The sequence below is a fragment of the Ruegeria sp. HKCCSA071 genome (genome assembly GCF_017872555.1).
Classification (GTDB): domain Bacteria; phylum Pseudomonadota; class Alphaproteobacteria; order Rhodobacterales; family Rhodobacteraceae; genus Ruegeria.
Genome location: NZ_JAEDOX010000014.1, coordinates 61,103 through 68,926, shown reverse-complemented (window position 1 = coordinate 68,926; position 7,824 = coordinate 61,103). Strand labels below are relative to the sequence as shown.

Annotated in this window: 5 protein-coding genes and 3 pseudogenes; 4 read left to right on the top strand and 4 right to left on the bottom strand. The window is 55.6% G+C overall.

Features of this window, described 5'->3' with window-relative positions; translation table 11 throughout:
* The first annotated feature begins 95 nt into the window (after positions 1 to 95).
* The 3 genes from I9188_RS18030 to I9188_RS18020 all read left to right on the top strand — a co-directional run bounded on the left by I9188_RS18030 (position 96) and on the right by I9188_RS18020 (position 3,210).
* On the top strand, positions 96 to 554 hold the full coding sequence (locus I9188_RS18030) for a Crp/Fnr family transcriptional regulator (protein WP_209507358.1): 459 nt from the start codon (positions 96 to 98) through the stop codon (positions 552 to 554).
* A 99-nt stretch (positions 555 to 653) separates the two neighbouring features.
* Positions 654 to 1,904 (top strand): cation:proton antiporter, encoded by a 1,251-nt coding sequence (locus tag I9188_RS18025; protein WP_209507357.1) that lies wholly within the window; start codon positions 654 to 656, stop codon positions 1,902 to 1,904.
* Complete coding sequence (locus tag I9188_RS18020; RefSeq protein ID WP_348540352.1) at positions 1,849 to 3,210, top strand: DUF2254 domain-containing protein; 1,362 nt, start codon at positions 1,849 to 1,851, stop codon at positions 3,208 to 3,210. The genes I9188_RS18025 and I9188_RS18020 overlap by 56 nt, the downstream gene beginning before the upstream one ends.
* A gap of 189 nt (positions 3,211 to 3,399) precedes the next feature.
* Here I9188_RS18020 and I9188_RS18015 read toward each other — a convergent pair.
* Positions 3,400 to 3,714: pseudogene (locus I9188_RS18015) on the bottom strand (transposase); the annotation flags it as partial.
* A 270-nt stretch (positions 3,715 to 3,984) separates the two neighbouring features.
* Positions 3,985 to 4,527 (bottom strand): annotated as a pseudogene (locus tag I9188_RS18010) (IS110 family transposase); the annotation flags it as partial.
* 64 nt (positions 4,528 to 4,591) lie between these two features.
* Between I9188_RS18010 and I9188_RS18005 the strand changes: the two are divergent.
* Positions 4,592 to 5,732, top strand: a pseudogene (locus tag I9188_RS18005) (IS3 family transposase).
* A gap of 75 nt (positions 5,733 to 5,807) precedes the next feature.
* Here I9188_RS18005 and I9188_RS18000 read toward each other — a convergent pair.
* Together I9188_RS18000 and I9188_RS17995 are read right to left on the bottom strand one after the other, a co-directional pair.
* Positions 5,808 to 6,692, bottom strand: a complete 885-nt coding sequence (locus tag I9188_RS18000; protein WP_209507355.1) for an amidohydrolase family protein — start codon at positions 6,690 to 6,692, stop codon at positions 5,808 to 5,810.
* Positions 6,689 to 7,690 (bottom strand): ester cyclase, encoded by a 1,002-nt coding sequence (locus I9188_RS17995; protein ID WP_209507354.1) that lies wholly within the window; start codon positions 7,688 to 7,690, stop codon positions 6,689 to 6,691. Before I9188_RS17995 ends, I9188_RS18000 begins: the two co-directional genes overlap by 4 nt.
* Positions 7,691 to 7,824: the final 134 nt, after the last annotated feature.

Here is a 7,824-nt window from a genome sequence, read left to right as displayed (position 1 = left end):
ACAGGTGCCCGAAGGTCTTCCTGTCAGCCATCGCCCTCGCAGCACTCGTCATCTACTGGCTATGAGTCCTGACCCTAGGTCTTCAGGCTGCCGTGATGGACGAAATGAAGCACTCGGTCGAAGCGACGACGGACATGCACCTGTGCGTCTTTGACCGGAAAGTGTTGTGGAAGATCTACCAATCCAGCCCTGAACGCGGGTTTGATCTGACGTGGTTGGCGGCTGTTGAAGAGCATATGGTCGCCGAAGCGCTAACGTCTGTCGGTCAGCAAACCGCTTTGGAGCGGATATCATGGGCGTTGCTGCGCCTTTACAACCGTGCCTGTGCCGTTGGGCTTGCGGATGAGGCAGGCGTAGTGCCTTTGCCGTTCCGCCAACAGGACCTAGCGGATGCGATGGGATTGTCCCTGGTTCACACGAACAAAACACTTGCAAAATTGCGGAGCGACAACATTGCAGATTGGAGCGATGGTCGGTTGCAGTTGATGGATCGGGCAAAGATTACGGACTTGGCGGGAACCGACGCTGATCTTGAGAAGCGACCGCTAATCTGATTCCGAAGCGTGCGCATGTTTGCACGACTGGCCTAACCCCTTTGGAATAGTGCCTTAAAACGACAACCCTCTGAACAGTCTCAGAAAGAACAGTCTCGCATGACAACGGAATTCTTCAGTTTTGAACCTTACCACGTCGCTCTGACCGTAACAGGCGCCATCGTGATATTGGCAAGATGGCTTCCGCGGTTCATTTCTACACGTGAACCAGCTGCGGCACCGCTGTTGATCCTGTTTGGTATGTGCGCCTATTGGTTTGTTCCCGGCCTGCCTGCCGTTCCCGACCCCAGGATTGCGCCGCACCCTTGGGAGATTGCGAGCGAATTGACAGTCATTGTTGCCCTGTTCACCGCCGGTTTGCGGATCGACAATCTTGGACCGGCGCTGCGCTGGTTTCCGACCATGCGGATGCTGGCGATTGCGATGCCGTTGACGATTTTTGCAGTGGCTGTTCTCGGGGCAGGGGTCGCCGGGATGACCGTGGCTGGGGCTATTCTTCTGGGCGCGGTTCTTGCGCCGACCGACCCTGTGCTTGCTGGGGACGTGCAGGTCGGGCCGCCGCACGAGGGAGAAGAGCACCGGGTCCGGTTCACGCTGACAACCGAAGCTGCATTGAATGACGGGCTTGCTTTCCCGTTTGTCTATCTGGGTCTTCTGGTTGCGCTGCACGGGTTGAACCCCTCGGACTGGGTCATGGAATGGTTCCTGGTGGATGTGCTGTACCGGATCACGGTCGGTGTCCTGATGGGCGGAGCAGGCGGCTGGGTTCTGGGACAGGTACTTTTCCAGTTTCCGCGCCGATCCGCGCTTGCCGACACGGCCTCGGGGGTTTTGGCTCTTGCGGGTGTACTGCTGTGCTACGGCTCGACCGAGTTGGCAGAGGGGTATGGATTCATCTCGGTCGCGGTGATGGGGCTGGCACTGCGCCGTGTCGAAAGCCAACACCAGTTTCACAGGCGGTTGCATGACTTCTGCGAGAATATCGAACACGCGCTGACGGCGCTTTTGCTGGTCGCTCTTGGGTACGTTTTGCCTGTTCTGCTTGCCGATCTCCAATGGGTACATCTTTTTGTGACCTTGGCATTGGTTGCCGTAATCCGCCCTGTTGCCGGGTGGCTTTCGTTAATCGGAACCCATGTCAGAGGCAGGGACCGTGCCATCGTAGCGATATACGGCGTGCGCGGCATCGGCTCGATCTACTACCTGTGTTACGCTGGTCGGCATGTCGAATTTGCGAATGAAATCCAGATATGGTCACTGGTCGGGCTGGTGATCCTAGTGTCAACGGTGTTGCATGGGTTCACAGTGGCGCGCGCGATGGAAGGCATTCGCAGCAATACGGCTCATTGAAGCTCGGGGACGTTCTGCTGACGCCCTGTCGGCAAAGCGGTGCGGAAAAGCAGGAAGGTTAGAGAATATGGCCCGGATAACGAAACTCCTGCAGGATATGCGCGCAAGCTATTGGTTCGTTCCCGGCCTGATGATGGTGGTGGCCTTCCTCCTGGCGGTTGGAATCGAAGCATTGGACCGCCATTTTTCGAACCTGTACACGCCCATGCTGCGGGACTGGATGACCACGCAATCCGATGCTGTCCGGTCGCTGTTGTCGGTCATTGCACAATCGGTAATCACCGTAACCGGGGTCCTGTTTTCCATGACTGTTGTCGCGGTATCGTTCGCGTCCTCCAATTTCGGTCCGCGCCTGATTGGCAATTTCATGCGTGATCGTGGTACCCAGATCAGTCTTGGGGTATTGATTTCTACCTTTGTTTTTGCACTGGCGACGCTGCGATCGGTGCAGGATTTCGGTGCTGACGGGCTGACGTTCGTGCCGCTTCTGTCCCTTGTTCTCGCACTGGTCATGACGTTCGCATCGGTGATCGTGATGATCTATTTCATTCACCACGTACCCGAGATGATAAATCTCGAGAACCTTTGCCATAAACTCGGCTCCAAACTGCAGTCACAGCTCATCGAGTTGTGTCAGGCAAATGGTTCAGCCTCCTTGGGCGATGAGATTGAGTCTGACTGGATGAAAGAAACAGAAGGTCAGGATCCCAAACCGATATTCCTTAAGACAGCCGGTTACGTCCAAGCTGTAGATTTCAACCAAATCACTAAAACAGCCGCTAAAAACGACCTGAATATCGAAGTTATAGCAGTGCCGGGTCAATTTGTTCACCCGCAACGCCCAGCCCTGAAAGTCTATCCAGAGGAACCGCTATCTGAGTCGACGGAGGCGCAGCTTCGGGCTTGTTTCGCGACCGGAGCGGGAAAAACCGACACTCAGAACGTCATGTTCGTGGCGCAGCAACTGGTCGAGATCATCGCCCGCGCTTTGTCTCCGAGTGTGAACGACCCCTACACTGCCTGCACGTGTCTGAACTGGCTGCATGCGTCGCTTCAGGAACTCGCGGTGTCAGAAACAGTAGCCATAGCGCGGTGCCCTTCGCATCACGTAAAAATTCCGCCGGTCACGTTCCATCAGCTGCTTCACATCACCCACGTCGACAGTCGCCAATACATCTTGGGCGACATAATGGTAAAGCGACATGCAGAGATGTTGTTGCAGGAACTGGCGCGACAGCTTCCTCCGGGGCCTCGGTTTGATGCGGTCAAGCATGAATTGGACACATTGCAGCAAGACCACCAATGACAGATGGCCCCGGTGTCACTCCTTCGGTGCCTGCTGCTCGACGGGCAATGCACCTTTGAATGTCAAAATGCGATAGGGGAATGGAATTTCGATCTCGGTATTATCGGGAGCGATGCCGCGACAAGACTTTGATAATACTCGTGTAACTGTTGTGTCAGTGTGTCGCTGCCTATCCACTAGGGTCAGGATTCATAACCAATAGATGACGGTTGCTGCGAGCGCGGTAGCGGAAAGGAATACTTTGGGGCATCGGTCATAGCGGGTTGCGACCCGCCTCCAGTCCTTGAGCCTGCCGAACATGATCTCGATCCTGTTGCGGCGTTTGTACCTGCGCTTATCGTATTTGACCGGGGTCTTGCGTTGCTTACGGCCGGGAATGAAGGCGCGTATCCCTTTGTCTTTTAACGCTTCTCGAAACCAGTCGGCGTCATAGCCGCGATCTCCGAGCAGCCAGTCGACTTTTGGGATGCTGCTGAACAACGCCCGCGCGCCGATGTAGTCGCTTCTGTGGTTGCCGCCCAAAGTGCAAGGAGTTTTTGACTCTTAAGGTGCGTGATCGAGTGCGAACTTCTGTAAGGCCTCTTTTGGCGGCATTCCCAGAAGCCGCGGGCCGGGATGGTGATCAGCGGATCAGGTCCAAATCTAACTTTCGAGCTTTGTACTCGCAGCGACTAACTGGTTTCCCTGATCCAGATCTGTTCGATCGTTGCGCCCATTCATGTCATTGTCTTCTCACACTCCCGTGGTACCGGTCCTCGCAGTCTTACATGAGCATCATGCCGCGCCTGCAAGTTCCGGATCAATGTAGTCTTCGTGTTTCGTGAGCATTGCCCAGATTTGCCGCGCCATTTTGTTGGCCAGTGCGATCGCGACCAGCATCTTGGGCTTGCGCGCCAACATACGTGACAGCCAGCTACCCTCAGCAACCGAGCGCATTCCAAGCCAATTCAGTCGCGACATTGCGCCAATGATCAGAAGGCGTCGGATATCTGCCTGGCCTGCCTTGGTCATACGTCCCAGGCGCTCCTTGCCTCCGGAGGAGTGCTGCTTCGGGACAAGACCCAGCCACGCAGCAAAGTCACGCCCAGTTTTGAACTGGGACATGTCAGGTCCGAATGCCTCTACCGCGATGGCTGTGATCGGACCGACACCCGGCATGGTCTGGAGCCGACGAGCTCTGTCCGACTGGGACGCCAGAGTTGAAAGCTTCTTGTTCCTTTCAAGAATACGAGCTGTTTTCTCGGCAATTTGCGCTAGTAGTTCCTTGCATTCCTCTCGGGTCAGCGTTGGCATATCCGCGGATTCATCCTCCAAAAGTGACCCAGCCCCCTGAAATCAGGCCACTGAGGTGTTAGTAATCCGTCCAAGCAAAGAATGGACTATGAAACGCAGATTTTGTGACGAACAGATCATTGGTGTGATCAAGGAATATGAGGCAGGGGTTAAAGCTCAGGAGCTGTGCCGGAAATACGGGATCAGTGATGCCACGTTCTATAAATACAAAGCGAAGTTTGGCGGGATGAACGTGTCAGATGCAAAGAAGCTGCGGGCGTTGGAGGACGAGAACAATCGCTTGAAGCGCATGCTCGCGGACGCGATGCTTGATAATGCAGCTCTGAAGGATCTGGCGACAAAAAATTACTAACGCCTGATGTAAAACGCAGGGCTGTGTCGGACGTCATGGACCGGCATGGTTTGTCTGAGCGTCGGGCGTGTGAGCTGGCTGATCTGCACCGGTCAGTCTTTCAGTATCAGAAGCAGGATCGGGGTAATGAGGTCCTGCGCAAACGACTGCACGAAATGGCGAATGAACGGCGTCGGTTTGGATATCGCCGTTTGGGCATTCTGCTTGCCAGAGAGGGTTTTGAGGTGAACCACAAGAAACTGTTCAGGCTCTATCGCGAGGAAGGGCTGGCGGTGCGCCGCAGGCGGTCACGCAAGCGGGCTTTGGGCACGCGCAGGCCTATTCTTGTGCCAGATCGTGCCAATCAAAGATGGTCGCTCGACTTCGTATCGGATGCCTTTGAAGATGGGCAGAGGTTCCGTGTGCTATGTATCGTGGACGATTGCACCCGGGAGGCACTGGCAACAGTCGTAGATCGTTCGTTGTCCGGTGCGCGGATGACCCGTGAACTGGATGATCTGATCCGCAGGCGTGGCAAGCCGGACATGATTGTCAGGACAATGGAACGGAAATGACATCTCACGCCGTTCTCCGATGGTGCCAAGATACTGGTGTTGGCTGGCATTACATCGCACCAGGCAAGCCAATGCAAAACGCGTTCGTGGAAAGCTTTAATGGCCGTCTGAGAGATGAGTGCCTGAATGAACATATCTTCGGTAACCTGGCCGAAGCCCGAAAGATCATCGAAAACTGGAGGATCGATTTCAATACACAGCGACCGCACACTTCTCTCGGCGGACTGGCACCAGCCGTTTACGCTAATCTTAACCGTACCGCCCGGCCTGCTTCGCTTGAGCTACGCAACCGCTCCGCTCAGCAGGCCTTGACCACAACCTAATCACGAGAAAGAAACGGGAACGGATTCTACATCCGATCGGCCCGGATCAAGGGGCCGAGTCAGTGAATATAACTCTCAGGGCACCTCGAGATCATAGAAGTGTGCGGCGGTTTCTCTGAAAACCGCCGATTGTGCTTCAGCCGGTACCAAATCACGGTAAGCCTGTACCAGCGATGCATAATTGCCATAGAGCTTGTCGACCGGGAAATTCGAACCAAACATGACCCTCTCGGGTCCGAATTGTTCAAGGCAAATCTCCACGATCGGGCGAATGCTGTCAGGCGTCCAGTTGTGATCGAACATGCCCAGGCCTGAGAGTTTGCACGAGACATGCGGCAGATCGGACAGCGCACGCAGTCTTTGAGCCCAGCTTTTCAGGCCCGCGCGGGTACGGTCATGTGGTGATCCGGCATGGCATAGAGCGACTCGTGTATTCGAGGCTTGCGCAAGAATTCGGGTAGTTTTTCCGATCAATTCGGGAATGTGCTGGAGATCAAAGCTGAGATCGCGCCGTCCAGCCTCCTTCAGTCCATCCAGAAATCGCGGATCATCCAGCAGAGAATTTGTGCCCGTCTGCGCGTCCTCTCCGGGTGCGCGCCCGACGATCTGGCGCACACCGCGTACAGTTGGAAGGGCCTGAAACGTATCAAGCTGGGCGGGTAGGTCAGCCGAGGTCAGGTCACAGAACACAACCTGCGCCATTGGCCAGTCTGGATTGGTATCGGCGACAGCTTGAACCCACCGGGCTTCGTCCAGACCGTTTTTGGCTCCCACCTGGATATGGATCGAGGCACCGACTCCGCAGGGCGCGGCTTCGGACCGGAACTCGCGCAGCAGGTAATTCCGTTGAATCGGCGTCGGGTCGCCAAAGAACCTTTCCACCCCGCGCGCCATCAGCCAGGGGTAGTTCACGGCTTCAAGGTCCCAAAGGTGGTGATGGGCGTCGATCCAGCCGGTCATGTTCGCGGTACTTTCGCCATGCGCCCCAATATATCGACGCCCTGTTGCTTCCAGAAATGCAGCAGATCGATGAAGATCCAGTTCTCCGCCAGTTTGTCTCCTTCGCGTCGATAGATGTCGATCACGCGGAATTCACCGGCCTTGTCGGTGGCGGGCATGCCCATGAACCCGCCGGTCGGTCGCGCCGTGAAATTCGGCCAGCCAAAAAAGCCGCCATAGTGGCCTTCAGCCATGCGGCAGATGTGTTTGGTCTTTGAACGGTCCGTGAAGGATGCGCGGAACGGGCCTGAGTGCTGCTTTGCATAGCGCTCGATCGTATAGGTCGCACCGATCCCGGCAGGGCCCCACCAGATCATGTCTTCGCTCCATGTCTGGCGCAATTCTTCCTCAAGGCTCAGGCCGCTGTTCCATTGGCCGAGATCGGAAATCATAGCATTGATCGTGCCGAGAGTTTTCTCGCCTTCTTCGGCAGGCTGCGGGTTGAACATCAACCCGTCATGCGTCATCGGTCCGGGTTGCACCAGGTGGGCTGCGGTTTGGGGCGGGAAGGGCTGCAACCCGACTTGCATCATGAAATGCGGGATGTCGAAATACATCGCCGTCTCGGCGATCTTGCCATTCTCGATCCTGTTGAACTCACAATAGCGCAAAAACGCCATCTTGCCCGTAGGGGCGATGCCCAGCCACGCATTGTCGAACAGGCCCATAAGGTGCCCCATTGAAACAACCCAGACCGAGGTGAATCCGTCCATCTCGTTTTTTCCGGCCATGAACACGTCCATCCGGCGCTGCATATTCCCTAGGCTTTGCTTCAGGGGATGCCAGAATGCCTGCGCTACGTCATGGGTGCCCCGAAGCTCATCAAACGGGTGGAAACCGCGCCAGAGGTAGTCTTCTGCGCAGAACTCAGACAACGTGTTAGCGATATCCGATTCTTTTACGCTGCTGAGCGCCGAGTAGTAATCCAAGATGATCGCTTTTTGGATTTCATAGGACATTATTACTTTCTTTCAGTTCTTTGGTCGCTGTCATGGGGCGAATTGCGAAGAAGATGAAGTCGACGTTTGCACACGCATGCAAAAAAAACTTGCCAGATGTTTCTTTTGTTGTCTATGGTTTTGCAAGCGTATGC